Below are 24,270 nucleotides of genomic sequence, written 5' to 3' on the forward strand. Positions count from 1 at the left end.
TCAAACTTTGTAGGCATTCATTTTATGGATTTAAAAATCATCATGAAATGATGATTAGTTTTAGTTATTACTTTCATCATAATCACTACATACCGCTTCTAACAAATTTTTCAAATCATTATCGTCCATATCATCTGGAACACGTACTTTAATTAAATGATTTTGATCTGTTATCACATGAAAATAATGATGATCATTTTCAAAGCCTTTACCTAGTATTTGCATGAATAACATCCCCCTTTAGATATTTTCAATACCAATACTTTTATACTATCATACTTATTTATATTAAAATGAAATTAAATTACAAATATATTATTTTACAAATTTGGTTCAGCATGTACATATGAAGAATAAACACCTGCCTCACGCAATTGATTTTCGACTAAATCACATATATCATGTGCTTCATCGAGTGTTAAATTTTTATCTACAACGATTGTTACATCTAAAAATACACTATTCCCATGATATCTTCCTTTTATGGATGGAATACCAATTACACCTGGGATATCTTCAATTTCTTCTATATAATTATTTAAATCTTGTTCATGAAAGCCATCGCTTAACGTAAAAATAGATTCTTTGAATATTGTAAAACCTGTATAAACAATAATGGCTCCTAGTATAACTGCTAAAATTACATCGACTATTGGATATCCAAATTGAGTAAATATTAGCCCTATTCCTGTTCCAATACTGACTATTGCATCTGATAAATTATCTTTAGCAGCAGAATTTAATGAAGTACTTTTTGTTTTTTTAGATAATTTTGAGTTAAATAGATATACGCAAAACATAATAACACCACTCAACATACTTACCCAGATTGTTAATGTACTTGGCTCACTATAATCTCCCTGTATTATTTTAGGGATATTAGTAGATATAACTTCAATACCTACGAACATGATGATGAATGATACGATTAACGTTGTTATGTTTTCAGTTTTCATATGTCCATAAGGATGGTTTTTATCTGCGGGCTTGATTGAAATTTTCAAACCTATAATAACTGCAACTGAAACAAAAATATCTGTTAGATTATTTAAACTATCCGCTCTTAATGCTGATGAATTATAAGTTGTACCTACAAAGTATTTTAAAATTGATAAAATTATATAAGTTACTAAACTTATATATGCCCCTCTTTGTGCAATTCTTAAATTGTTAGCCATATTCAACACTCCATTTTTTCACTGAAGTTTGATTATATAACAAAATTTAATACAAAGTAATGAATTAGTTATAGTAAAATAATATAAATTATTTTGCTTATTTATGTTTTAGGTATACCTATTTTAAAAAATTAAAAATCAAAAAGCAAGCCACTAATAGTGACTTGCTTTTAAACCCCTTGATTAAAGAATGCTTAATCCACTTGCTTTAATATCTTTAGCGAATCCTTTTACAGTATCCACTGATAATTCATTAACATCTCTACCAATGTTTGGTACTTTTGCTACTACGTCTTTTGGACAAGTGATGATATCTACACCGATTTCATCAGCTTGGACTACATTGAATAATTCTCTACAACTAGCCCATAGCAATTTAACGCCTTCTTTACTGTGACAAACTTTTTCTGATTCTTTCATTAATGGTAATGGATCTACACCTGTGTCTGCAATTCTACCAGCAAATACTGATACGTACGTTTCAACACCTGGTTTGATTACATCTACTATTTCTTTTACTTGCTCTATTGTATAAACAGCTGTTATGTTTACTTTTACGTTATTTTCAGAAAGCTGTTTAATTAGTGGAATCATAGATTCACCTTGAGTATTTACAACTGGGATTTTAACGAATACATTTTCACCATATTGTTTTAATATTTCAGCTTCTTTAGCCATTGTTTCTATATCATCTGCAAATACTTCAAATGATATTGAAGCATCTGGAATTGCTTTAACTACTTCTTCAGCAAATGTTTTATAATCTGTTACACCAGCTTTTTTCATTAAACTAGGATTAGTAGTAAAACCGTCTACTTCTTTATTCTTATACGCTTGCTTCATTTCCTCGATGTCTGCACCATCTGCAAATACTTGTACTTTAAGATTACTCATGAAATTCATTCCTTTCTAACTTATGTGAATTTATCGTACCATATTTTGCAATCGCTTACTAAGTTATTTGATTTAAATAATATTTTCCGAGTTATTATAAATGTTTTTTAAGTCGTTTTATGTCATAATTAGCATAAATATAAATTTAAAAATAATTGTAAGTAATATAAAACCAATTACTTAGGTGGTGTATTTTGATGGCTGAGAACTTAGAAACTATTAAACACTTCAAGCTATATACAACTGGATCCTTTTTAGGTGACGAAGCAGTCATCAATAGTAGTAATAAAAGTCTAGTTGAACGGTACTATATCTTCTCATATTATTTAGAGATAAATGATTTTAAAATACTGATAAACACTGGCTTTTCTGAACATGTTAAACCAAGTACAGACTTAAAAACTTTAAAGCTTTTTCATAGACAAGACTATAAAATATTCGAAACCTTGCCTAGTCAATTATTAAAGGATCATGTGCACCCTGATGAAATAGATTATTGCATAATCACTAACTTTGCTAGTCACCATATTGGCTATTTAAATGCTTTTAAAAATGCTACTATCATTACTTCAAACGAAGCTTACCATGACTTCATTACTCAGCAAGTATCTAATAATAATCTTCAGTTAAGTTTTCACGTAATGCCTGATGATTTTAAAGAACGCATTGAATTCATAGAAGACTTTGAACAGACTGAACACCCTATTTTAGGAAAAGGTAATAAAGTCTTTAATCAAGATGCAATTGTTAGTTACAATCTACCTGGTGCAATGCCAGGACAGTTCGGATTAATGCTAGAGTTTTCAAATTTAATTATTTTCATGTGTAGTGATGCTGCATGGTGTCGCTCAAATATTGAAAAAAATGTTTTACCAACTAAAAGATTATTGCGTAATGCATATAACGGTGAACTTTTCATTGAAACTCACTCTAAGTTAATAGATTTAAAAAAAGAGATGGAGCCACCGTTTTTCATTATCCCTAGTCACTGTAAAAAGATGGATGATTTTCAAGAAGTAATGCAATTATTAGATGCAATAAAATAACTTGTATGTTAATATTGACGATTATATGGAATTTTTGGAGGGCATCATGGATAAAGCTAAACGCTATTTTTATATATCAGTTGTACTCATAATTATAAGCTTATTTTTAAGTGCGCAGAATCCACTTATTGAAACAATGTTTGGGTCCTTAGTTTCACTTGTGTTAATAAGTAGTATTTTAAACGGTATTTTGATACTTATTGCAGTTATTACTACTGATAAGTCAATAAAGTATCAAACTGATGAACACAAAACAATTTCTAAATTAAATAAACTATTACCAATTGTTCTATTCATCGTCATTATTTATCACATTGTCGTTATAATTAAATTCTTTGGAATAATTTAAGAGAAACATTATGTTTCTCTTTTTTTAATGAGGAGGTTTATATGATTTATTTAGCTATATTTATAGGCGGTGCTTTTGGTGGAGGTTTAAGGTATTTAGCATCATTGGTCATTTCAAATACTACATTCCCCTTTTCAACTCTACTTATAAATGTAATCGGTGCTTTTCTAATGGGTATTTGTTCAACTTACTTTATAAATTATTTTAAAGCACATCCAAATATCAAAAAAATGATAACAACTGGATTTATTGGCGCTTTCACTACATATTCTTCACTCAGTTTAGATACTGTCGTTTTATTAGAAAACGGTCATTTTCTATTGGCCAGTCTATATTTAATAACTAGCATGTTACTTGGATTTATCTTTATAGCACTAGGTTATAAGAAAGGATCAAAACATTCATGACACTTATATACATTATGATAAGTTCAGGTATTGGCGCAGTATGTAGACAGTTTGTTAATGTTACACTTACTAAATATTTTGCATATTCATTTCCTATAGCAACTTTAGTCGTTAACATTCTTGGTAGTTTAATGATAGGTTTTGTTGCTCAGTATTTAAATTCAAGCTCATTTAGTTATGCAATAATTGCGTTAGGATTTTGTGGAGGATTCACTACTTTTTCAACACATATTTTAGAAATTTATGAACAATATTTATTAAAATCATATAAAAAGCTTATAATCTATTTATTATTAACAATTATACTTTCGATTGGTTCTTGTTATTTAGGCTATCATATTTAAATACAATCTTACGATTTTGTTCGTGCATGCTTGCCTAGGGGTATGGTTCGAGCCTGTAGTCTCTCACTCATACTATTCCCTCAGGCGTCAGCACTACAAAATCGTTGTAATAACCATATTTATATAGAAAAATGTTAGTTCTAAGAGTTAGCTAAATGAATATCATTAAAATGCTAGGACATTTATGTCAAAGGCAATTAATCTTAAGTGTCTATATTTACATAAGTCAGTAGAAGTGTATGCAAAGATGTACCATAGTCACATAAATGGAAAGAAGTGTAACTAAGGGTATCTATATTCACACAAGTCGAAAGAAGTGTAAGCATGCGCATAAAAAAATACCAACAAAGTCTAAGAGTTCCCAATATGATTTTCATAAAAAATAAGAGCAGAAATTCATTATTAAAATTGAATTTCTGCTCTTATAAAATTTCTATGACAAATATATACTAAGCTCTATTTTATTTACCTGTGAAAGATTCTGGGTCTGGACCAATTCTTTCGTCTTTATTTAAAGCATTTAATCTTGATAATTGGCTATCTGATAATTCAAAATCAAATACATTTAAATTTTCTTCTATACGAGATGGTGTCACTGATTTTGGTATAACAACAATATTCTCATCAATATTCCATCTTATAATGACTTGTGCAGGTGTTTTACCTAATTCATTTGCTATTTCTTTAACGACTTCATCTTCTAATATTTGCCCATTCATTAATGGAGACCATGATTGTGCTACAATTTTTTGAGCTTCTAAGTATGTTCTCAAATCTTTTTGAATTAAATAAGGGTGACATTCGATTTGATTAATCACTGGTTTTATAGAAGCTTCTTGCAACAATTCTTCTAAATGATTGACATGGAAATTACTTACACCTATATTTTTTATTTTTCCATCATTATATAGATCTTCCATGGCTTTCCATGTTTCAGAAATCAAAGCTTTATCTTGACCTGGCCAATGGATTAAATATAAATCAACATAATCTAAACCTAATCTCTTTAATGAAGCTTCATATGCTGATTGTACATTTTCTCTACCATAATCTGACATCCAAAGTTTAGTTGTGATAAACAAATCTTCTCTGTTTAACCCAGCTTCCTCTAAACCTTCTTTAATACCTTGACCTACTTTTTCTTCGTTTTGATAAGTTTGTGCAGTATCAATATGTTTATAGCCACTAATTATTGCATGTTTAACAGCTTCTCGACATTCATCATTATTTTCCACTCTAAATGTACCTAATCCTAGCGCTGGTATACTATTACCGTTATAAAACTCAACTAATTTCTGTGTCATTATATTGCCTCCTGGTTTCCTTAAATACTTAGATTAATATTGAAACGACTTTAGTCTCAAGGTAAGGTTCTATACCTTCAGAACCGCCTTCTCGTCCAAATCCACTTTCTTTCATGCCTCCGAATGGTATATGAGCAGCACTTGGGCCACCATCATTCCATCCAATTACACCATAATCTAAGTTCTCATACAATTGTATACCAATACTATAGTTCTCTGTAAAGAAATATGCTGCAAGTCCAAATGGAGTATCGTTAGCTTTTTGAATAACTTCATCAATTTCTTTATATGTTGTAATTGGTGCTACCGGTCCAAATGTTTCCTCAACCATAATTTGCATATCGTCAGTTACATCTGCAAGTACTGTAGGTGTTATATAATAACCACCATCTCTATAGCTATCTCCTCCTGTTACGATTCGTGCACCTTTACTTGTTGCGTCGTCTATATGAGATTTTATTTTTTCAAATCCATCTGCATTAATAACCGGTCCAATATCTGTAGATTCATCTTGACCATTACCTACTTTTAATTTACTTACTTCTGATCTTAATGCCTCTTCAAATGAATCTTTAATGGATTCATGAACATAAATTCTATTTGCACAGACACAAGTTTGACCCGCATTTCTAAATTTTGAAGCAATTGTTCCTTTAACTGCTTTATCTATGTCTGCATCTTCATGGACTATAAGTGGCGCGTGACCTCCTAGTTCTAATGTCACTTTTTTAAGTGTAGAACTTGATTGTTCCATTAATTGCTTACCAACTGGTGTAGATCCAGTGTATGTTATTTTTGAAATCAATGGATGCTTAGTAAATATTTTTCCTATATCTTTACCTGTTCCATTTACATATTGAATTACATCTTTTTCAAAACCAGCTTCATGAGCTAAATCAACTAATTTCATAGTTGTAAGTGGCGTATCCTGTGCAGGTTTACATATAAATGTACATCCTGCTGCTAATGCCGGAGCCGCCTTTCTAGTCATCATTGCTGCTGGGAAATTCCAAGGAGTTATACTAGCGACGACTCCAACAGGCGCTCTCGTTACAATTAATCTCTTATTATCTACATGTTCTGGTATTGTTCTACCATAAGTACGTTTTGCTTCTTCAGCAAACCATAAAATATAATCAGTTGCATATTTAACCTCACCTTTAGATTCTTTTAAAGGCTTTCCACTTTCCTTAGTCATAGTTAAAGCAATTTCATCTATATTTTTTAAAATCAATTCATACCATTTATACAATAAAGCACTTCTATCGTGGGCAGGTTTCTTCTTATAATCTTGGAATGCTTCATGTGAACGTTTAATTTTTTCATTAATTTCATCTTCACTATTATTTTTTAACGTTTCAATCACTTCACCAGTTGCCGGATTCTTAACATCAAATTTTTCATTTCCCATTTTATATTCCACCTTTTTTATATAAAAATAGCGCTACATAATATGCAGCGCTTTGTTTCTAAGGATTAAACTTTTCAATTTCATCCATAATTCTTTCAAGGTCTTCCACACTATATTGGAATCTACCATGGAAGACAAATTTATTAAAGAAATGTTGTAGTTGTTTTTCTCCTACTAACACTTTAATGTTAGGATCTTGTGAGTAATTACTTATAGTAGCTTCACTCACTTCGTTAGGATGGAAGTATATGATTGGTGTTGGTGTATATTTAAGTTCCAGTTGTCGTTGTAATTCTTCTGTTGTACCATCAACTTCTTTAACTTCATCAGTATATGAATGAAATGCTGCAGTTTTATTATTTGATTGTTTTTCTAGTAATAACGTTTGTTCTTTATTTGGATTTAAATCCAAAGTTCCAAAAACTTGTCCTAATACTGGAAAATCATTAAACTGCTGTTCTGTAATACCGTGATAGATGTGACCACTTACTAAATTTGAGTCAATAACATAAATGCCTGTTCTAGTTAATACTAAATGGTCTATTTGTCTTACTTTGCCTAAAGGATCTTTAGGTAAAAATATATTAGCCATTATATGCATATCTTCAGGTCTAATTCTACGTTCATTTACAAGTTGATCTCTTAATTCTAATAAATGTCTATCAGTTATATATTCCCCTTCATTCTTGGAAAATAACTTTAATGAGTCAATTTCTCTTTCTTTTTGTGAAATTTCTTGTTGATGTGATTCTTTTTGTTTAGTTAGAACCTTTTTATTCTCTACTCTTTCATGATCTAACTTCTCTTTGTGTTCAGATTTTAGCGACTCGTTTTGTTGTTTATGAGATTCTTGAATCTTAGTCAAAGATTTTTTCTTTTGTTTTAACGAAACAAAGAATAATATAATAAATAATATCGCAATAACAACTGCTGCGATTAATCCATAATGAATCGGTTCTAATTGACTCATAATTGCAGATCGCTCCCTTTCATAAGTATTACTTCTATTATAGTAAAAAATTCAAATTAATTCAGTATTTATCATCAAATATATTAATTATCCCATTATATTTTTTAATACTTCGTACATTTGAATAGTTATTCCTCACTTTAATAGTAAATTAATTTAATTTCCAATAAAAACACTTTAAATAACATGTACAAAACCTATAAGCAAAGTCCAATATTTGCAGAAATTAAAAAAGCACTGCATAAAAAGGTAATTTTTTATACAGTGTTTTTTAGTTTATTTAAGTAAATCTTTTAATAAGTCTACTTTATCTAATTCTTCCCATGGTAATTGAACATCTGTTCTTCCAAAATGTCCATATGCTGCAGTTTTTTTATAAATAGGTTGTCTTAAATTCAGCATTTGTATAATGCCTGCAGGTCTTAAGTCAAATACTTCTCTAATTTTTTCTACTAAAGTTGTTTCTTCAACTTTACCAGTTCCAAATGTTTCTATTGATATTGAAACTGGCTGAGCCACACCTATTGCATATGCTAACTGAACTTCACATTTGTCTGCAAGTCCACTAGCGACAATATTTTTAGCTACATAACGCGCTGCATAAGCTCCTGATCTATCCACTTTAGTTGGATCTTTCCCACTGAAACATCCACCACCATGTCTAGCATAACCACCGTATGTATCTACGATGATTTTTCTCCCAGTTAATCCTGCATCACCTTGTGGTCCACCAATTACAAATCTACCTGTTGGATTAATAAAGAATTTAGTTTCATCATCTAATAACGCTTTAGGAACGATTGGGTAAATAACATGATCTTTAATATCTTGTTGTATTTTTTCTAGTTCAATTTTTTCATGATGTTGTGAAGAAATAACAATTGTATCAACTCTTACAGGTTTATCATTCTCGTCATATTCAACTGTTACTTGTGTCTTACCATCTGGACGTAAATAATCTAAAGTGCCTTCTTTACGAACATCTGTTAATCGTTTAGCTAATTGATGTGCTAAATAACCTGGTAACGGCATATAAGTTTCTGTTTCATTTGTTGCATATCCGAACATAAGCCCTTGGTCTCCTGCACCAATAGACTCAATTTCTCTATCAGTTAAGTCATCTCTATCTTCTAACGCACAATCTACACCTTGCGCTATATCTGGAGATTGTTCATCAATTGCAGTTAAAATCGCCATTGTTTGAAAATCATAGCCATATTTTGCTCTCGTATATCCTATATCTTTTACAGTTTGTCTTACTACTTTAGGTATATCAACATATGTTGAAGTTGAAATTTCACCTGCAATTAAAGCCATACCTGTTGTTACTGTTGTTTCGCAAGCGACTCTAGCTTTAGGGTCACCTTTTAATAATTCGTCCAAAATTGCGTCAGAAATTTGATCCGCAATCTTATCTGGATGCCCTTCTGTTACTGATTCAGATGTGAAGAGTCTTCTATTCTTTAACATAAAAAATCTCCTTTAAATAATGTTGTACGGTCTCTTTCTCTGCGCAAATAAAAAGTGCCCTCTCTCAATAAAAATAGAGAGAAGGCACACTCGTCCATTCGCTCTTATCGTTCAGACAATATTGGTCTGCAAACGGTTTGGCACCTTTCTTTCAAATAGAAAGAGGTTGCTGGGTTTCATTGGGTCCATGTCCCTCCACCACTCAGGATAAGAGAATCCGTCAAAGACGATAATACTAGAGTTTTCTGATTATGTCAATGCAACGAAATATAATTCAATTGTCATAAATTTTTAAAATAAATTTACCTATTAGTATAGACTATATATTTTAATGTGTTATACTAATTCCATGAAAATGCTTACAACACTAATATAAGACATGGGGGTCGTCATTTATGGCAATACAGTCAATTACAGAATCAATCGAACTTTCTAACCTTCTTAATAAGGAAACTACACACAAACAACTCTCTAGAACTGAATTATATAGTCATATTCTAGAATCTGGTGAAGGGGTATTAACTGAATCTGGTGCTATTAGAATGGAAACAGGGAAATATACCGGACGTTCACCTAAAGACAAATTTATTGTAAAAGAAGCAGATACAGAACAAGATATTGATTGGGGAACAATCAATCAACCTATCTCAGAAAATAGCTTCTTAAATTTATATGATCAAGTTATTGACTATTTAAACCAAAAATCACAACTTTATGTCTTCAATGGATATGCTGGTGCAGATGAATCATCACGCTTAAATTTACGTGTGATTAATGAGTTACCTTGGCATAATCTATTTGCTCAAAATATGTTTATACGTCCTGAAACTAAAGAAGATGCACTAAATATTAATCCTAACTTTACTGTTATCAGTGCACCTGGATTTAAAGCAAATCCAGAAAAGGACGGCACAAACTCTGAAACATTTATTATCACTTCATTCAAACATCGCGTTATATTAATTGGTGGTACTGAATATGCTGGTGAAATGAAAAAAGGTATATTCTCTGTTATGAACTACTTGTTACCTAAAAAAGGCATTATGAGCATGCATTGCTCAGCTAATGTTGGTTATAACAAAGATGTCGCTTTATTCTTCGGTCTATCTGGAACAGGTAAAACAACTTTATCTGCTGATCCAAATAGAAAACTTATCGGAGACGATGAACACGGTTGGAATGAGAATGGTGTCTTCAATATCGAAGGAGGCTGTTACGCTAAAACAGTAAGCCTTAGTCGAGAAAAAGAACCACAAATTTATGATGCAATTCGATATGGTACAGTATTAGAAAATGTAGGTGTTAAATCTTGTGGATCAGTTGATTACAACGACACTTCATTAACAGAAAATACTAGAGCAGCATACCCTATCGATTTTATAGATAATATTGTAACACCATCAATTGCAGGTCATCCAAATACAATCATCTTCTTAACAGCAGATGCATTTGGTGTATTACCTCCAATTTCAAAATTAGATAAATCACAAGCGATGTATCACTTCTTAAGTGGATTTACATCTAAATTAGCAGGAACAGAAAGAGGCGTAACGAGTCCACAACCTGTATTCTCAACTTGTTTCGGCTCTCCATTCTTACCATTACATGCGACAGAATATGCAGAATTACTTGGTAAATTAATTGACGAACATGATGTAGATGTTTACTTAGTGAACACTGGCTGGACTGGTGGAGAGTATGGTGTAGGTGCTAGAATGGACTTAAAACATACACGCTCAATGATTCGTCGTGCAATTAGTGGAGAAATCAAAAATTCTGAATTTGTTAAAGACGATATTTTTGGTCTAAATATTCCTAAACATGTTTCAGGAGTACCATCAGAAATATTATACCCACGTAATACATGGGTATCAGCAGAAGCATATGATGAAAAAGCTAAACAACTTGCTTCAGATTTCAAAGAAAACTTCTGTAAATTTGGAGAGGCTTCAGAACACATTCAAGCAGAAGGCGGATTTACTTTTAATCGTTAAAATTAACCCCATGCATAAAAAACCCTTAAAGTTGAATTTCAGTTCAACTTTAAGGGTTTTTGTTTTCACATTTATCCATCCAATTATGAATTTGAATGAGTGTCTGTTTTTCTTTTTCAGGTCTAAATACATGCCCTTCTCCTTGTTCATAAATCGTGCTATATTCTACATTATGTTCTTTTAAATGTGCTTCTAAATGGTACGCCATATTGATATTAACTTGTTTATCTTTATCACCATGAACAATTAAAATTGGCGGGCTATCTTGATTAATGTTTTTCAAAGCATTTCTACGTTCATATTCTTCATATTGCTTTTTAGGATGTCCAACCATCCTTTTTAACATTCCTCGTAAATCAATTCTCTCTTCATACATCATAAGTAAATCAGTTACTCCACCCCAAATTATATAACTTGTTGCTTTAACTGTTTGATACGTAAGTAAGCCTTGTATACCGCCTCTAGAAAATCCTATAATATGAACAGGTATTTGCGGGTATTTTTCTTTTAATATATTGATACCAACAATTACATCATTTAAATCGTCTCCACAAAAATGATCTCTTCCTTCGCTTCCGTTACTTCCTCGATAATAAGGAGCGAATACTAATGTGTTATTATTTTTAAATTGAGACATTCTTGCTGGCCTTACTCTACCAACTTGTCCTTTACCACCTCGTAAATAAACAACGATTCTTTCAACGTCTTTATGAGGTGTCATTAGCAATCCTCTAACTTTAAGTTGATCTACAATATAAATCACTTCTTCTGTCACGTGATCTAAAAGGAAAACAGGCATTCTTTTTCTACTGAAGAAATCCAAGTTTATACACCCTTTCAACACACTTTAATATTGCTTTATCTTTTAATAAAAAACTCTTTTTTTGTTCAGGTACATCATCTATATTTTGAACAATAATCGGTCCATATGTTTCAAAATACTCACTTTTTACCTCCATCGAATCAACTTTAATAAAATATACGTCTTTATCGAATGGTTTCTCATCATGCACTGTATATGAAGCAATAAACGTTACTTCTTTAGGGATTGCACCTGTTTCTTCATATAATTCTCTTACTATTGCTTCTTTATTTGTTTCATTTTGTTCCACTTTTCCACCAGGAAATTCTATTCCTCTGATTTTATGATGAGTCATAATATAATTATTCTTGTATATAGGAATTCCAAGTACATGTTTAGCTTTTTGTATATCGTTCGCTTCTTTATATTCTAAATCTACGTTCAATCCATATGGATCTTTATAGCGCATGAAACACGACCTCTTTCTTCGATTGTGATAAACTGTATATATATTTTATTAGGAAGGTAGAAACTATTGAAAAAATTAACCTTAACGTCCTTGATATTAACAATTACTCTTATTCTAGCAAGTTGTAGTCAACAAGGTCAAAATAATTTTAAAAATAGCAGTGAAGCTATTGAAGCATTTCAAAAAAACATTAAAGATGTCGATACCCATTCTATAAAATCTAAAAATGAAACAACTGTAGATTTTCAAGATAGAAAGACAAAGTTAAAACAAAATTCATATGGTCGTACAAATCATCACGATAAACTCTCATTTAATGTAGAACAGTCTAGTAATACTAAGGAATTCAAAACACGTGACAAAAGTATCTTTATAGATTCAAATGAAATCAAATCTTCACCAAAGACTAAATACTTAAATTATCATGCACAAAATGCTGAAATTGATTATTATCAAAAAATTGGTCAAGACTGGTTTGATTTAACTACATTTAACCAAAGTTTACTAAAACCGATTGAAGATGATGTGTCGATTAAAGACAATACCCTTTCATATGAAGGTACCGACAGCGTAATGAAATATTTATATCAATTAGGATATAGCCAATCTCCTTTAATCGATCAAGAATCATTAAGTAATATTAATGATTTAAAAATTAAAAAAGGTAAATTCAATTTAACTTTCCAAGAAGACAAAACATTACCTAAAAAATTAACCTTTGATATTGTCGCTACAGGAAAAATAAAGAACGAAACAATAAATATTCATATGAAACAAACAACACAATTTTATAAATTTAATAATACTAAAGTTAAACCATACAAAAATTTAACAGAAAATAATTATAAATAGGAGAATTGATATGAAAAAGTTATTCATTAAGTTAATCCGTCTATACCAAAACTATATATCACCATTAACTCCACCTACATGCAGATTTGAACCAACATGCTCTAATTATGCTGTAGAAGCAATTTCTGAATATGGTGCATTAAAAGGAACATGGTTAGGTACGAAAAGAATATTAAAATGTCATCCTTTCCATGCAGGAGGATATGATCCAGTTCCACCAAAAAAAGACCATACACATTAATTGTCTCAACCCTAGTCATCCATAGTGGGATTGTAATCTTTTTTATAAAATTAGATTACGATCCCACTTCTTTATTTTATAAGTTTAACTATATCTACTTTTGGTGGTAAATATTTAATTTTATTGTTCTTTATTTCAGCACTATCCTTAACGATATCATCCATGAAATAATAATCACTTGGTGTCACATCACTTGGATAATCACTATGCTGAGCTAAATATGCGGTGAAATAACTACTTAAACCAAATTCATACATACCACCTATTACAAATTTCAATTTATTCTTTTTACAATAATCGATTATTTCTAGAGTTTTATCTATCCCTCCCATTCGGGAAGGTTTAATAACAACCCCATCTATAAGTTCAGATTTATTAAATTTAATAATTTGTTCTAAATTCAAAGCTGACTCATCAATAAATATAGGTAACATTAATGATTTACGATTTTCCATATATAAATCATAATGATTAAATGGCTGCTCTATATAAATAAAGTCTTGATCTTTAAATGTGTTTAATAAAGAAATATTACTTTCTTCTAATACTCCATTTGCATCAATAGCTCTTTTAATTTGAGGATAATATTTTTCTAAAAATGCAATATCATTTCGAATTCCATTGTGCCATTTTATTTTAATTCTTGAAGGTAATTCACCGTCATATTGATTAAAGTATTTTTCAATATCATGATTTACAGTAGCACCATATGCTACATCAAATTCATATAAATCATGGAACTTCTGATAAAAAATCATAGACATTACACTTCGAGCGTTCGGAAAGTCATTTAGTTCATCTATTAATTGACAGCTTAGTTTATAACTATCTATTTGATCATAAACATGTCTCTCAAACCAATTAGTTAATTCTTTTTTTACAGAATCTATCGTTTCAAAATGATACCAATCCGTGCTAAAAGCATTACACTCTCCATAGTATTTCTGTCCATTACTATCAACCCATTCAACAATCAATACTTCACGTTCTTCCATTTCAATTAAAGGTGTTTTGATAGATACTCTGAACGGTGCTTTAAATAAATAAAAATTCATCGTATTTTTACTCATGGGTTATCCACTCTTTCACTTTATGCCTTGAAAGTTTACCGGTTGAAGTTCTTGGTATTTCATCCATTTTATAAAAATATTTTGGGTGTTTATATTTGGCTAAATATTCATTCAACAAAACCTTAAATTCATTAATATCTATTTTACTTTCACCTTCATATACTAAAGCAGGTACTTGTCCCCACTTTTCATCTTCAACAGGAACCGCAACACATGTATTAATCTGCGGATGATTTAACATGATATGTTCTATCTCAAAAGGATATATATTTTCTCCTCCACTAATAATTAAATCTTTTCTTCTATCATAAATATATACGTATCCATTTTCATCTACAGATCCAATATCACCAGTCTTGAAATATCCATCTATAAATGTCGTAGTATTGCTATTAGTCGTTAAATAACCATTCATAACATTACCACCTGAAACAGCTACCTCACCGTGTCCATCAGCATTCTTATTTAAAATTTTAAGTTTCACATTTGAAGGTATTTTACCAACCGTACTTGGTTCATCACGTAACATTTCTGGACTTGCCGTTACAAACTGCGAACATGTTTCTGTCATACCAAATGAATTATAAATTGGTAAATTGTATTCAAGTGATTTATTGATCATAGATTCTGATAATTTTGCTCCACCTAACAGTATTTTCTCCAAATTATAAGGTTCTGTTAATTCGTCTTTAATCAACCATTGCAATGTCTGAGGAACGAGTGAAATATGTGTAATACCTTCATGCTTAATCAAATGCATAACACGGTCAATATTAAACTTAGCTTCTAATACTACTGTGAAACCTTCAATTAAACTACGTATAAGCACACTTAAACCAGATATATGATAAATAGGTAGCACTGATAGCCATTTCGTTAATGAATCATAACCAAGGCTTTCTTTACAGCCAATAGCACTATAATAATGATTAGAAAAAGTTTGAGGTACAGCTTTAGCAGGTCCAGTTGTCCCTGACGTAAACATTATCGTAGCAATATTATCCATTTTAAATTGAAATTCTAAATTATGTTTATTTATATGAAGTATGTCACTTATATTTATATTCTTTTGTTTAATATCAAGTGATTTATAAGTCAATACAGTTTGTACATTTACACTATCTAATTGTTGTTCTATTTCTCTTGATGTCAATTTAGTGTTAATCATCACAATCTCAACATTCGCTAGCCAAGCTCCAATAATCAAAGATACATGATGGATATCATTCTTTATATAAAATGCCACCCTATTTAAATTAAGTTGTTTTAAATACGACGCATATACTTTTGACTCATTGAATAGTTGTTGATATGTTATTTCAATATCATCTTGTTTGATTGCTACTTTATTTGGTGATTCAATTACGCGTTGTTCAATCCAATGTTTCATATTTGGACCTCCTTATATCATTATTTATTATAACGATAAATTCATAATAGAACATAAAAAATGCTTTATGGATAATATAAAATCCCGACAAAGTCTAAATTTTGTCGGGATTTATATTATTATTTCTTAGTTATGCTGAAGTACTTTGTTGCATTCTTCTTTTTGTAACGATACGTTCTAACATTAAGAACACTAGTCCAATGATAGTTAAAAATGGCGCTACTAATGCTAGATCTTTAACTTCTAATTGGCTTACTACTATTCCACCAATAAAAGCACCTAGTGCATTACCAATATTAAATGCAGATTGATTCATTGTACTTGCTAACATTGGCGCATCTTTTGAAATGACCATACTCTTAAATTGAAGAGAAGGACTCATACTAAATCCTATAAGTCCAAATATAAAGATACCAACAACCATTAACAAGCTATAATTTTGAATAAAGTACATCATAAAAATATAAATAGGAAAAACAATAAAAATAATGTTTAGTGCTCTATTTAAATTCCAATCTGCTAGTTTACCACCAATTATATTACCTAAAGTGACACCTACACCAAATATTATAAGAACAAATGAAATCCATCGCTCATCTATATGTGAAACATTAATTAAAATTTGAGAAATATAAGTAAAATATGCAAATACACTACTAAAACCAAATAATGTTACACCAAGAGTTAACCATAATTTAACGTCTTTTAATACATTTAATTCATTTTTAATAGAAATAGGTTGTGTATCTTTTTGGTTCGGTACATATTTAATAATTCCTATTAATGTTAGTAGACCTAATATACTTATAATTATAAAGGTCATTTTCCAACCAAATATTTGACCAACAAAAGTCCCGAATGGTACACCTATAATATTACTCATTGTTAAGCCCATAAACATTAGCGCCATAGCACTAGCTCTTTTATGAGGTGGTACCATGCTTGCTGCTAAAATAGAACCTATACCAAAGAAAGATCCATGTGCTAGCGCTGCAACTATTCTACTTAACATTAATAATTCATAGTTTGGAGCTATTCCGCCTATTCCATTACCTACTATAAAGATTCCCATTAATAAAACGAGTAAATTTTTTCTTGGTAACTTATATGTAGCGAGAACTATAATCGGTCCTCCAATGGCAACACTAAGTGCATAACCTGTAATCAGTTGTCCAGCATCAGACACAGTTACATTCAAGTCTCTTGCAATATTTGGTAGTAATCCCATGATCACAAACTCTGTCATACCTATTGCAAACGCACCAAGACTTAATATCCATATCGCTAAAGGATACTTCTTCATCAAACACAACTCCTTTAACCTTATTATTTTAATCAGATTTATCCATATTAGTACGTTTATAAGCATATGACAAGCGTTTTTTCTAAATTTTATATAAATAAAAAAACTGAGAAATAGATTCTCAGTTTTTAAAACGATTTCATTCTGTTGTATTAATCCAACCAATACCAATCGTTCCATAACCAGTATGAACAGAAGCAACAGGTACTAAAGGTTCAACATATACATTTATATTACTATTCAATGTTAAAATACGTTCTTTCCAAATATGTGCCTCTTCTTCATTACCAGCATGTAGTACACCAATACTTGTAATCCCCTTATCAATAGCCTCTTTCATACGAGTAATTAAATAAGCTTCTATTTTCTTCATTCCTCTAGATTTAAGTTCTAAATCTATCGTTCCATTCTCTAATTTCAATAAAAGTTTAATGTGAAGTAAGCTACTCAATAAATATTTGCCATTAGATACTCTACCACTATTTTTCAATTGCTGTAGGTTTCTTGGTAATAAATATAATTCACTTGTTTCTTTAACACTTTCTAACTTACTCACTATCTCATCAAATGATTTATTCTCATTATATAGCTTTCTCCCATATTCAACTAATTCTTTCTGAGGAAAACTCCCTGTACCGCTATCGACAACATGAATCTCCATAGGAAAATTTTTTGAATTTGAAAGTGATGAAGCATAAGTACCCGACAAACTACTTGAAGGGTGAATCGCAATAACATGCGTATATCCCTCATCTTCAATTTGCTGATAAGTTTCAATAAAATCTTGAGGTGTAGGTTGAGCCGTTTTTGCTCCATTACCATTTTCCTTTAACATATCGAAACATGATTTTGAACTTTCAAACTCTGTATCTTTATATGGTTTGTCTTCTATAATTGTTGATAAAGAAACTACAAATAAATCTTTCTCGTCAATATTTTGATCAATATAAGTTGTTGTATCAATTAACCACGCTAATTTCATTACTTCCTCCAGTGTATATAAAATATACGAATCATCTTAGTGTATTATTTTAACTCTAATCTTATTAATACCATATATTTTAGTTCTACACAATTAAAAAAAGAAACAATAAGTTCGAACAATCATATAATAAAATATAGGTTTATAATTCTAATATAATTTTATTAACAAACCTTATTATTTAGGTGATTAATATTATAAGGTTAATTGTACTATATGAATTATTTTAGATAAAATTTACTATTTAAAAATACTAATTATCTTTGAATCTCCCTACTTATTAAATTACAAAAAATAACAAAAAGTTATTAATGGTATTAGAAATAATATGTTCCCAATATTAACCACAAACCAAATTAGACTAATATATCTAACGTGATTATTTTTAACAAAAGCAAAGCTAATTGATATAATTCCTGCTCCTATTGACGTATTTGCGAAAAATATTAATAAATCACCAATTTAACAAGCTATACATTAGCTACTGTTACCACAATTTATTGCTTAAAATAAGACAATAAAAAAAGAGCAAGGTCAACGTGTAAGAGATTAATCCCTTAACACTTATTTGACACTTGCTCATTCACGTTTACTTACCTAGTGCAAGAAAACACTTTAATACCAACGTCTTGGATGAGTTGATTATTAAGGTACAAACGGAGAGTGAGGGATTCGAACCCTCGAGACGCTTGTGGCGCCTACACACTTTCCAGGCGTGCTCCTTCGGCCAGCTCGGACAACTCTCCACAAACAAAAAAATCAGAAGCGATATTTCACCTCTGATTATATGACCCCTACGGGACTCGAACCCGTGTTACCGCCGTGAAAGGGCGGTGTCTTAACCGCTTGACCAAGGGGCCTATATGGCTCCACAGGTAGGACTCGAACCTACGACCGATCGGTTAACAGCCGATAGCTCTACCACTGAGCTACTGTGGAATAATAATGGAGCGGGTGATCGGAATCGAACCGACAACATCAGCTTGGAAGGCTGAGGTTTTACCACTAAACTACACCCGCTTAATATTAAATTTAAATGGGGCGACTGATGGGAATCGAACCCACGAATGTCGGAACCACAATCCGATGCGTTAACCACTTCGCCACAATCGCCATACTTGTTAAAAAGTATGGCTCAGGACGGAATCGAACCGCCGACACAAGGATTTTCAGTCCTTTGCTCTACCGACTGAGCTACTGAGCCAAAATAAAAATGGCGGTCCCGACGGGAATCGAACCCGCGATCTCCTGCGTGACAGGCAGGCATGTTAACCGCTACACCACGGGACCATCTTTAAAAAGTATTGCGGGAGGCGGATTTGAACCACCGACCTTCGGGTTATGAGCCCGACGAGCTACCGAACTGCTCCATCCCGCGTTAATATTAAGTAATTTGGCTACCTTTTTAATATAACACATTTATTAATATTATGTCAAGAAAATATTAATTGTTTTTTATAAAAAATGGTGACCCCTACGGGACTCGAACCCGTGTTACCGCCGTGAAAGGGCGGTGTCTTAACCGCTTGACCAAGGGGCCTCTAATTGAGAACTTCTTAATTATATATAGAAATATAGATAACGTCAATGCTATTTCTTTACTTTTCTTAATAAAAAATTTGAACTTTTAACATCTATGTGACAATTGTCACTAAAGGGAAAAATACTCATCTATTATTGAAGATTTTAAAATATATAAAGAGGAATACAACAATAATATTAGAGCCATTCAATCATATGTTGCTAGTTTACTCTGTCTTGCAATGTTCAGGTCTCCAATGTTGCTTGTTTACTCTGTCTTGCAATGTTCAGACCTCCAATGTTGCTAGTCACACCTATCTTGCAATGTTCAGTCCTCCAATGTTGCTTGTTTACTCTGTCTTGCAATGTTCAGTCCTCCAACATTACTAGTCACACCTGTCTTGCAATGTTCAGTCCTCCAATGTTGCTAGTCACACCTGTCTTGCAATGTTCAGCCTCCCAACATTGCTAGTCACACCTGTCTTGCAATGTTCAGCCCTCCAACATTGCTAGTCACACCTGTCTTGCAATGTTCAGTCCTCCAATGTTGCTAGTCACACCTGTCTTGCAATGTTCAGGCTCCCAATGTTGCTAGTCACTCCTCTCCATCAAAAAAAAACAGAAATTCTAATGTTAAATTAGAATTTCTGTCCTGCTTCCTACTATTTACTTCAAATACTCTATCATTTTGTCACTTGCATCTTTAGCCATCTGTACACAATCAGGAAGTCCTACTGCATCAAAAGAAGCTCCAGTAATAATTAAATTATTATAGTTCTTTTCTATATGGTGCTGTATATCTCTTATTCGATCAATGTGCCCCACTTCATATTGAGGCATACTATAAGGTAATTTCGTTACTATTGAAAATTCTGGTTCACCTTTAATAGTCATTATTTTATTTAAATCATTTAAAGCAACTTGTTTCAGTTGTTCTTCATCTTTATGATGAATGATATTAGAACCTGGTTTACCTACGTAAGCTCTTAATAATACTTTACCTTCAGGCGTTGTATGTGGCCATTTTTTATTAGTCCATGTACATGCAGTAATTGCAGTATCACTCGTTCTAGCAATAACGAAACCTGTACCATCTTTATCATTTACTACTTGTTCTTTATCAAACGCCATAACTACTGTTGCAACACTCGTTGAAGGCATATAATTGAAATAATCTAGCTTAAGATCATCTTCAAACCATTTAACAAAATGTTGATGTGGAACTGTAACAATCACACCATCATATTCATGGTTTTCACCATTAATTGTTAAAATTGGTTTAGCATTTTCTTCATTTAAATTTTGTACTTGTGAATTTAAATGAATGTTTACTCCTTTACTTTCTAAATCATTTCGCAGAGTAATCATGAAAGATTCTAGACCGTGTTTAAATTGTTTAAATTGACCTTTAGGTTTAACAGTCACTTTTTTATTAGCATTATTTTTAGATTTTTGAGCAATCATACCTTTAATTAAACTACCCTCTTCTTCTTCTTGCTCTTTAAAATGAGGAAAAGTCGTTTTTAAGCTTAATTTATCAATATTTGCTCCATAAATACCGGCCATAAGAGGTTCGATTAAATTTTCTAACACTTCATTTCCTAAACGTTGTCTAAAGAAATGGCCAATAGATATATCAGTCTTCATTGGTTTTACAGGTAAAAAGTAATCCATTCCGGCTCTTAATTTAGCTACAGGCGAAATGAGTTTCGTTTTTAAGAATGGCTTAATTTCTGTTGGTATACCCATAATTGAACCGCCTGGTATTGGATAAAGTTTATTATGGCTATAAATATATGATTGTCCTGTTTTATTTGTAACTAGATCATCAGCTATACCTATTTCTTCAGCTAATTCAGTCATAATTGTTTTTCTACCTAAATAAGATTCAGGCCCTAATTCAATTGTATATCCATTTTTACGATAAGTTTTAATTTTACCGCCTACTCTATCTGATTGTTCATATACGTCGATTTCAACATCTGGTTGTTCTTTTTTCAAATAATAGGCAGCAGATAACCCTGTTATACCTGCCCCTATTATTGCAATACGTTTTGTCATGCTTAACACTTCTTTCTTATTCGATTGTTCGAATTAGAATTTTTTCTTTATTGCAGATACCATTGCTTCGATAAATTTAGGATCAATGTTTGGCATTGGTGGTCTATGATAATTCACACCTAATTCATCACAAACAACTTTACATTCATAGTCATTATCATATAGTACTTCTAAATGTTCACATACAAATCCTACAGGAGTATATATAAAATGTTTATATCCATGTTCATTGTATAGCTCTCTAGTTAAATCTTGAACATCTGGTCCTAACCAAGGTTCCCCAGTTTGTCCTTCTGATTGCCACCCTACAGAAACATGTTTGATATTTGATTTTTCAGCTAATATTTTAGCTGTTTCTTCTAATTGTTCTGGATAAGGATCATTAGCTTTTTTAATTTTCTCAGGTAAACTATGCGCTGATACTATTAGAACTGTTTCATCATGACTTTCTTCAGGAATCATTTGTAAAGTGTCATTTATCATTGTTGTCCAGTATGAAATAAATGCTGGTTCATTATAAAATTGTTCAACATGATGCAAGTTTATACCGTATTTATCCGCTTCTTCTTTGGCACGCTTATTATAGCTACCTACTGAGAAATTAGAATAATGTGGTGCTAAAACGATTGTAACCGCTTCTTCAATACCATCATTATGCATTTGTTCAACTGCATCTTCAATAAATGGATGAATATGTTTTAGACCAATATACATTTTAAACTCAACATTTTCATAAGTGTCATTTAATGCACCTAACAAACTTTCAGCTTGTTTTTCAGTTGTTCCAGCTAGTGGAGAAATCCCACCGATAGCTTTGTAACGTCCTTTTAAATCTTCAATTTGTTCTTCAGATGGTTTATGACCATGTCTAATATGCGTATAGTATGGCACTATATCACTTTCTTTATATGGTGTACCATATGCCATAACTAAAAGACCGACTTTTTTATTCATTTTCTATACTCCCTTTAAGTAAAATTAATGCTGTTTATTTATCAACTACATTTGTGATTTATATTTTGCTGAATAGTCATGTACGAATTGAGCTACTCTTCTTAAAGTATCTGGTTGAACTTCAGGGAACACACCGTGTCCAAGGTTAAATATATAATTATGATTTTCTAAACCTTGATCCAAAATTTGAATTAATCGTTGTTCAATTACTTCCCATGGAGCTAACAATAATGCTGGATCCAAGTTTCCTTGTAAAGTTTTAGTGATACCTTTTTCACGTGCTTCTTTAATTTGTAATCGCCAATCTAAACCTATAACATCAACTGGCAATTGATTCCATTCTTCAATTAAATGACTAGCTCCAACACCAAATGTTGTTACTGGTACATTTTTTTCTTTTATAGCTGTAAATATTTTATTCATTGATGGTCTAATAAAGTAATGGTAATCTTCAGCATTTAATGCGCCGACCCAAGAATCAAATACTTGTATCATTTTACAACCAGCATCAATTTGAGCATGCGTATAGCGTATCGCCATATCAGCAAGTGTATCCATCAATTTAAACCAAGCTTCTGGTTGTTTATACATAAACGCTTTAGTTTTATTATAATTTTTAGATGGTCCACCTTCAATCATATAGCTCGCTAATGTGAATGGCGCTCCTGTAAACCCTATTAACGGTACATTAAGTTGTTCTTCAGTTAAAATTTTGATGGTATCTAAAACATACTTCACATCTTCTTCAGGGTTTATTTGACTTAATTTATTAATATCAGTGATATCTTTTATTGGATTATGTATAACTGGACCAATTCCAGATTTAATTTCTACATCTACTCCGATTCCTGTTAAAGGTGTCATAATATCTTTATATAAAATTGCAGCATCTGTATTATACTGATCTACTGGTAACTTGGTTACATAAGCACAAAGTTCAGGTTGATGCGTAATTTCAAATAATGAATATTTTTCTTTAATTTTTCTATATTCAGGTTGTGAACGACCTGCTTGCCTCATAAACCAAACTGGAGTATGAGTTGTACTTTCACCTTTTGCTGCTTTTAAAATTGTATCGTTAAACGGTACACTCATTTCTTTCACCTCATTATAATCATTACAATCTATTTTAACATATTCTATTATAAAGACATCTATGAGTGCAAAAAGTCATAAATTATACAAAAGATTTGATGTATAGGTTGATTTTAGCGCTTACATGTTTATAATCAAAATAAAGAGATATAGGAGGTTTGTA

At 31.3% G+C, this 24,270-nt stretch carries 23 protein-coding genes, 9 tRNA genes and 1 riboswitch; of the genes, 7 read left to right on the plus strand and 25 right to left on the minus strand.

Features of this window, described 5'->3' with window-relative positions; translation table 11 throughout:
• Positions 1–60 precede the first annotated feature (60 nt).
• The 3 genes from LQ608_RS01820 to LQ608_RS01830 form a co-directional block, all read right to left on the minus strand.
• The gene (locus LQ608_RS01820; RefSeq protein WP_170167665.1) at positions 61–225 is read right to left on the minus strand and encodes a hypothetical protein; all 165 of its coding nucleotides are present in this window, start codon (positions 223–225) and stop codon (positions 61–63) included.
• A gap of 95 nt (positions 226–320) precedes the next feature.
• Entirely contained in the window at positions 321–1,184 is an 864-nt protein-coding gene (locus tag LQ608_RS01825; RefSeq protein WP_345773094.1) for a cation diffusion facilitator family transporter, read from the minus strand.
• Between the two features lie 177 nt (positions 1,185–1,361).
• Positions 1,362–2,072: a transaldolase gene (locus LQ608_RS01830; protein ID WP_239749321.1), complete on the minus strand. Its 711-nt coding sequence runs from the start codon at positions 2,070–2,072 to the stop codon at positions 1,362–1,364.
• Positions 2,073–2,269: 197 nt separating this feature from the next.
• Between LQ608_RS01830 and LQ608_RS01835 the strand changes: the two genes are divergently transcribed.
• The 4 genes from LQ608_RS01835 to LQ608_RS01850 are packed head-to-tail and all read left to right on the plus strand — an operon-like array spanning position 2,270 to position 4,218.
• A complete protein-coding gene (locus LQ608_RS01835; RefSeq protein ID WP_239749322.1) occupies positions 2,270–3,118 on the plus strand; it encodes an MBL fold metallo-hydrolase in 849 nt (282 codons plus the stop codon).
• Positions 3,119–3,164: 46 nt separating this feature from the next.
• Positions 3,165–3,467, plus strand: a complete 303-nt coding sequence (locus LQ608_RS01840; protein ID WP_239749323.1) for a hypothetical protein — start codon at positions 3,165–3,167, stop codon at positions 3,465–3,467.
• Positions 3,468–3,508: 41 nt separating this feature from the next.
• A complete protein-coding gene (gene crcB / locus LQ608_RS01845; protein WP_239749324.1) occupies positions 3,509–3,874 on the plus strand; it encodes a fluoride efflux transporter CrcB in 366 nt (121 codons plus the stop codon).
• Positions 3,871–4,218, plus strand: coding sequence for a fluoride efflux transporter FluC (locus LQ608_RS01850; protein WP_239749325.1), 348 nt, complete (start codon positions 3,871–3,873; stop codon positions 4,216–4,218). Before crcB ends, LQ608_RS01850 begins: the two co-directional genes overlap by 4 nt.
• 461 nt (positions 4,219–4,679) lie before the next feature.
• Here LQ608_RS01850 and LQ608_RS01855 read toward each other — a convergent pair whose 3' ends face one another.
• From LQ608_RS01855 to metK, 4 genes are all read right to left on the minus strand, one after another.
• Positions 4,680–5,522 carry an aldo/keto reductase gene (locus tag LQ608_RS01855; RefSeq protein WP_239749327.1) on the minus strand — a complete coding sequence of 281 codons (843 nt, stop codon included), beginning with the start codon at positions 5,520–5,522 and terminating at the stop codon, positions 4,680–4,682.
• A 28-nt stretch (positions 5,523–5,550) separates the two neighbouring features.
• A complete protein-coding gene (locus LQ608_RS01860) occupies positions 5,551–6,933 on the minus strand; it encodes an NAD-dependent succinate-semialdehyde dehydrogenase (protein ID WP_239749328.1) in 1,383 nt (460 codons plus the stop codon).
• Between the two features lie 58 nt (positions 6,934–6,991).
• Positions 6,992–7,903 carry a nuclease-related domain-containing protein gene (locus LQ608_RS01865; RefSeq protein ID WP_078357599.1) on the minus strand — a complete coding sequence of 304 codons (912 nt, stop codon included), beginning with the start codon at positions 7,901–7,903 and terminating at the stop codon, positions 6,992–6,994.
• Positions 7,904–8,179: 276 nt separating this feature from the next.
• Positions 8,180–9,373: a methionine adenosyltransferase gene (gene metK, locus LQ608_RS01870; RefSeq protein ID WP_239749329.1), complete on the minus strand. Its 1,194-nt coding sequence runs from the start codon at positions 9,371–9,373 to the stop codon at positions 8,180–8,182.
• Between the two features lie 101 nt (positions 9,374–9,474).
• A riboswitch (SAM riboswitch) is annotated at positions 9,475–9,587 on the minus strand.
• A gap of 181 nt (positions 9,588–9,768) precedes the next feature.
• Between metK and pckA the strand changes: the two genes are divergently transcribed.
• Positions 9,769–11,367 (plus strand): phosphoenolpyruvate carboxykinase (ATP), encoded by a 1,599-nt coding sequence (gene pckA / locus LQ608_RS01875; protein ID WP_239749330.1) that lies wholly within the window; start codon positions 9,769–9,771, stop codon positions 11,365–11,367.
• 49 nt (positions 11,368–11,416) lie between these two features.
• Here the strand turns inward: pckA and LQ608_RS01880 are convergent, their stop codons facing one another.
• Entirely contained in the window at positions 11,417–12,190 is a 774-nt protein-coding gene (locus LQ608_RS01880; RefSeq protein WP_239749331.1) for an alpha/beta hydrolase family protein, read from the minus strand.
• Positions 12,174–12,638, minus strand: coding sequence for an RNA deprotection pyrophosphohydrolase (gene ytkD, locus LQ608_RS01885; protein WP_078357602.1), 465 nt, complete (start codon positions 12,636–12,638; stop codon positions 12,174–12,176). Before ytkD ends, LQ608_RS01880 begins: the two co-directional genes overlap by 17 nt.
• A gap of 66 nt (positions 12,639–12,704) precedes the next feature.
• Here ytkD and LQ608_RS01890 point away from each other — a divergent pair, with 66 nt between their 5' ends.
• On the plus strand, positions 12,705–13,490 hold the full coding sequence (locus LQ608_RS01890; protein ID WP_239749332.1) for a hypothetical protein: 786 nt from the start codon (positions 12,705–12,707) through the stop codon (positions 13,488–13,490).
• Between the two features lie 10 nt (positions 13,491–13,500).
• A complete protein-coding gene (yidD, locus tag LQ608_RS01895; RefSeq protein ID WP_078357604.1) occupies positions 13,501–13,731 on the plus strand; it encodes a membrane protein insertion efficiency factor YidD in 231 nt (76 codons plus the stop codon).
• Positions 13,732–13,802: 71 nt separating this feature from the next.
• Here yidD and menC read toward each other — a convergent pair whose 3' ends face one another.
• From menC to hemE, 16 genes are all read right to left on the minus strand, one after another.
• Positions 13,803–14,801 carry an o-succinylbenzoate synthase gene (gene menC / locus LQ608_RS01900; RefSeq protein ID WP_239749333.1) on the minus strand — a complete coding sequence of 333 codons (999 nt, stop codon included), beginning with the start codon at positions 14,799–14,801 and terminating at the stop codon, positions 13,803–13,805.
• A complete protein-coding gene (gene menE, locus LQ608_RS01905) occupies positions 14,794–16,191 on the minus strand; it encodes an o-succinylbenzoate--CoA ligase (RefSeq protein ID WP_239749334.1) in 1,398 nt (465 codons plus the stop codon). The genes menC and menE overlap by 8 nt, the downstream gene beginning before the upstream one ends.
• Positions 16,192–16,321: 130 nt before the next feature.
• Entirely contained in the window at positions 16,322–17,494 is a 1,173-nt protein-coding gene (locus LQ608_RS01910; RefSeq protein WP_239749335.1) for an MFS transporter, read from the minus strand.
• A 139-nt stretch (positions 17,495–17,633) separates the two neighbouring features.
• On the minus strand, positions 17,634–18,476 hold the full coding sequence (locus LQ608_RS01915) for a DegV family protein (protein ID WP_239749336.1): 843 nt from the start codon (positions 18,474–18,476) through the stop codon (positions 17,634–17,636).
• Positions 18,477–19,133: 657 nt separating this feature from the next.
• Positions 19,134–19,222: transfer RNA gene (locus tag LQ608_RS01920), tRNA-Ser, on the minus strand.
• Between the two features lie 42 nt (positions 19,223–19,264).
• Positions 19,265–19,336 (minus strand) — tRNA-Glu (locus LQ608_RS01925).
• A gap of 4 nt (positions 19,337–19,340) precedes the next feature.
• Positions 19,341–19,415, minus strand: a tRNA-Asn gene (locus LQ608_RS01930).
• Between the two features lie 7 nt (positions 19,416–19,422).
• Positions 19,423–19,496 (minus strand) — tRNA-Gly (locus tag LQ608_RS01935).
• A 17-nt stretch (positions 19,497–19,513) separates the two neighbouring features.
• Positions 19,514–19,589: transfer RNA gene (locus LQ608_RS01940), tRNA-His, on the minus strand.
• Positions 19,590–19,607: 18 nt separating this feature from the next.
• Positions 19,608–19,680, minus strand: a tRNA-Phe gene (locus LQ608_RS01945).
• Between the two features lie 10 nt (positions 19,681–19,690).
• A tRNA-Asp gene (locus tag LQ608_RS01950) sits at positions 19,691–19,766 on the minus strand.
• Positions 19,767–19,780: 14 nt separating this feature from the next.
• Positions 19,781–19,854 (minus strand) — tRNA-Met (locus LQ608_RS01955).
• A gap of 87 nt (positions 19,855–19,941) precedes the next feature.
• Positions 19,942–20,016, minus strand: a tRNA-Glu gene (locus LQ608_RS01960).
• 647 nt (positions 20,017–20,663) lie between these two features.
• A complete protein-coding gene (gene hemY, locus LQ608_RS01965; RefSeq protein ID WP_239749337.1) occupies positions 20,664–22,058 on the minus strand; it encodes a protoporphyrinogen oxidase in 1,395 nt (464 codons plus the stop codon).
• A 33-nt stretch (positions 22,059–22,091) separates the two neighbouring features.
• Positions 22,092–23,012 carry a ferrochelatase gene (gene hemH, locus LQ608_RS01970; RefSeq protein WP_239749338.1) on the minus strand — a complete coding sequence of 307 codons (921 nt, stop codon included), beginning with the start codon at positions 23,010–23,012 and terminating at the stop codon, positions 22,092–22,094.
• A gap of 45 nt (positions 23,013–23,057) precedes the next feature.
• A complete protein-coding gene (gene hemE / locus LQ608_RS01975) occupies positions 23,058–24,107 on the minus strand; it encodes a uroporphyrinogen decarboxylase (RefSeq protein ID WP_078357611.1) in 1,050 nt (349 codons plus the stop codon).
• Positions 24,108–24,270: the final 163 nt, after the last annotated feature.

Source organism: Mammaliicoccus sp. H-M34, assembly GCF_022386495.1.
Classification (GTDB): Bacteria; Bacillota; Bacilli; order Staphylococcales; family Staphylococcaceae; genus Mammaliicoccus; species Mammaliicoccus fleurettii.

What these genes read in the sequence shown, in the direction of transcription:
- LQ608_RS01865 (WP_078357599.1), bottom strand. Translation starts at nt 7,903, where the DNA reads ATGAGTCAATTAGAACCGATTCATTATGGATTAATCGCAGCAGTTGTT.
- menC (WP_239749333.1), bottom strand. Translation starts at nt 14,801, where the DNA reads ATGAGTAAAAATACGATGAATTTTTATTTATTTAAAGCACCGTTCAGA.
- LQ608_RS01855 (WP_239749327.1), bottom strand. Translation starts at nt 5,522, where the DNA reads ATGACACAGAAATTAGTTGAGTTTTATAACGGTAATAGTATACCAGCG.
- hemY (WP_239749337.1), bottom strand. Translation starts at nt 22,058, where the DNA reads ATGACAAAACGTATTGCAATAATAGGGGCAGGTATAACAGGGTTATCT.
- LQ608_RS01915 (WP_239749336.1), bottom strand. Translation starts at nt 18,476, where the DNA reads ATGAAATTAGCGTGGTTAATTGATACAACAACTTATATTGATCAAAAT.
- LQ608_RS01820 (WP_170167665.1), bottom strand. Translation starts at nt 225, where the DNA reads ATGCAAATACTAGGTAAAGGCTTTGAAAATGATCATCATTATTTTCAT.
- LQ608_RS01840 (WP_239749323.1), top strand. Translation starts at nt 3,165, where the DNA reads ATGGATAAAGCTAAACGCTATTTTTATATATCAGTTGTACTCATAATT.
- hemE (WP_078357611.1), bottom strand. Translation starts at nt 24,107, where the DNA reads ATGAGTGTACCGTTTAACGATACAATTTTAAAAGCAGCAAAAGGTGAA.
- metK (WP_239749329.1), bottom strand. Translation starts at nt 9,373, where the DNA reads ATGTTAAAGAATAGAAGACTCTTCACATCTGAATCAGTAACAGAAGGG.
- LQ608_RS01835 (WP_239749322.1), top strand. Translation starts at nt 2,270, where the DNA reads ATGGCTGAGAACTTAGAAACTATTAAACACTTCAAGCTATATACAACT.
- LQ608_RS01850 (WP_239749325.1), top strand. Translation starts at nt 3,871, where the DNA reads ATGACACTTATATACATTATGATAAGTTCAGGTATTGGCGCAGTATGT.
- hemH (WP_239749338.1), bottom strand. Translation starts at nt 23,012, where the DNA reads ATGAATAAAAAAGTCGGTCTTTTAGTTATGGCATATGGTACACCATAT.
- yidD (WP_078357604.1), top strand. Translation starts at nt 13,501, where the DNA reads ATGAAAAAGTTATTCATTAAGTTAATCCGTCTATACCAAAACTATATA.
- crcB (WP_239749324.1), top strand. Translation starts at nt 3,509, where the DNA reads ATGATTTATTTAGCTATATTTATAGGCGGTGCTTTTGGTGGAGGTTTA.
- LQ608_RS01910 (WP_239749335.1), bottom strand. Translation starts at nt 17,494, where the DNA reads ATGAAGAAGTATCCTTTAGCGATATGGATATTAAGTCTTGGTGCGTTT.
- ytkD (WP_078357602.1), bottom strand. Translation starts at nt 12,638, where the DNA reads ATGCGCTATAAAGATCCATATGGATTGAACGTAGATTTAGAATATAAA.
- LQ608_RS01830 (WP_239749321.1), bottom strand. Translation starts at nt 2,072, where the DNA reads ATGAGTAATCTTAAAGTACAAGTATTTGCAGATGGTGCAGACATCGAG.
- pckA (WP_239749330.1), top strand. Translation starts at nt 9,769, where the DNA reads ATGGCAATACAGTCAATTACAGAATCAATCGAACTTTCTAACCTTCTT.
- LQ608_RS01860 (WP_239749328.1), bottom strand. Translation starts at nt 6,933, where the DNA reads ATGGGAAATGAAAAATTTGATGTTAAGAATCCGGCAACTGGTGAAGTG.
- menE (WP_239749334.1), bottom strand. Translation starts at nt 16,191, where the DNA reads ATGAAACATTGGATTGAACAACGCGTAATTGAATCACCAAATAAAGTA.